The 1,794-nt window shown below is 67.4% G+C and carries 1 protein-coding gene; it reads left to right on the top strand.

Annotated features, from left to right (window positions below; translation table 11 throughout):
* The first annotated feature begins 152 nt into the window (after positions 1 to 152).
* Positions 153 to 1,550 carry an FAD-binding oxidoreductase gene (locus tag E1264_RS42365; RefSeq protein WP_132183195.1) on the top strand — a complete coding sequence of 466 codons (1,398 nt, stop codon included), beginning with the start codon at positions 153 to 155 and terminating at the stop codon, positions 1,548 to 1,550.
* Positions 1,551 to 1,794: the final 244 nt, after the last annotated feature.

The following is a 1,794-nucleotide window of genomic DNA, read 5'->3' as shown; positions in this document are numbered from 1 at the left end:
GGCCTGGGGTTCGGGGGTTTGGGCCTGGCGTTCGGGGCCTTGGGCCCGGCGTTCCGCCTTCTGACTGAAACTGCCGTATTCGGGCGAACGCTTCGCGAACGCCCCGCTTCCTAACGTCGCTCCTATCGAGCACGTATCCAAGGGGGAGCCCCATGAGCACGGCAACAGAACAAACCTCGTACGACGAACTCGCCGGCGTCCTGCACGGCGACCTGATCAGACCCGGGGATCCCGGGTACGACACCGCCCGCGCCGTCTACAACGCGATGATCGACAGGCGTCCGGCCGCCATCGCCCGCTGCCGGGACGTCGTCGACGTCATCTCCTGCGTCCGGTTCGGCCGCGCGAACGGCGTCGAGCTCGCCATCAGGGGCGGCGGGCACAACGCCGGCGGACTCGGGGTGTGGGACGGCGCGCTGGTCATCGACCTGTCACTGCTGCGCGGCACCACGGTGGACCCCGCCGCGCGTACCGTCCGCGTCGACGCCGGATGCACCTGGCAGGACGTCGACCACGCGACCGTCGGATTCGGTATGGCCACGCCGTCCGGCTTCCTCGCGTCCACCGGCGTCGGGGGGCTGACGCTGGGCGGCGGGATCGGTTACCTGTCCCGCCGGTTCGGCCTTACCGTCGACAACCTGATCTCCGCCGACGTCGTTCTGGCCGACGGGACGTTCGTGAAGGCGAGCGAGACGTCCCACAGCGACCTGTTCTGGGCGCTGCGCGGCGGCGGCGGCAACTACGGCGTCGTCACCTCGTTCACTTTCCGCTGCCACGACATCGGTGAGCGCGGCACCATCATCGGCGGCCCGGTGCTGTACGACCTCGCCGACACCGCCGACGTGATGCGCTGGTACCGGGAACTGCTGCCCTCGCTGCCGGAGGAGCTGAGCGGCTGGCTCGGGATCATGACCGTCCCTCCGGCGCCGCCGTTCCCCGAGCCGCTCTGGGGCCGCAAGGTCTGCGGGATCGTCTGGTGCTACACCGGACCGCACGACAAGGCCGACGAGGTGCTCGAACCGGTCAAGACGTTCGGGGCGCCGCTGCTGGAGGGCCTGCACGAGATGCCGTTCAACGTCCTGCAGAGCGCGTTCGACGGCCTCTACCCGGCCGGTCTGCAGTGGTACTGGAAGGCGGACTTCTTCAACGAGATATCCGACACCGCCATCGATATCCACTGCAAGTACGGCGAACAATTGCCGACCGGCCACTCCACCATGCACCTCTATCCCATCGACGGGGCCGCCGCCCGCGTCCCCGCCGACGCCACCGCCTTCGCCTACCGCGACGGCGGCTGGGCCGGGGTCATCGTCGGCGTCGACCCTGACCCGGCCAATTCCGTCCTCATCACGAAATGGGCCCAGGACTATTGGGAGGCACTGCACCCCACGTCCGCCGGAGGCGCCTATATCAACTTCATGATGAGCGAGGGGCAGGAGCGTGTCCGGGCGTCCTATCGTGGCAACTACGCCCGCCTGGTCGCCATTAAGAATCACTACGACCCGGAGAACATTTTCCACATCAACCAGAACATCCGACCTACTCCATAGCCGCCACGGGCCCACCTTGAGTCACCCCGGGGTGGGCCCGTTGGCCATGGGCTGGCGGGCTGCCGTTCCATTTTCTGGGTTTTGGGTTCTGTTGTTGTGGTTCTAATGTTCTAGGTTCGGGGTGAGGTGGCGCTGCGTACGGGGCCGCCCCTCCAAAGTCAAGGGCGCTTCGCGTCGCTTCGCGATGGGACTCCGTCCCACCCTTGACTTCGGAGCCTCTACGGCCCCTAGGCGCAGCTTACGT

This window comes from Actinomadura sp. KC216 (assembly GCF_004348535.1).
GTDB lineage: Bacteria > Actinomycetota > Actinomycetes > Streptosporangiales > Streptosporangiaceae > Spirillospora.
This window is presented reverse-complemented; position numbering and strand designations above follow the sequence as displayed.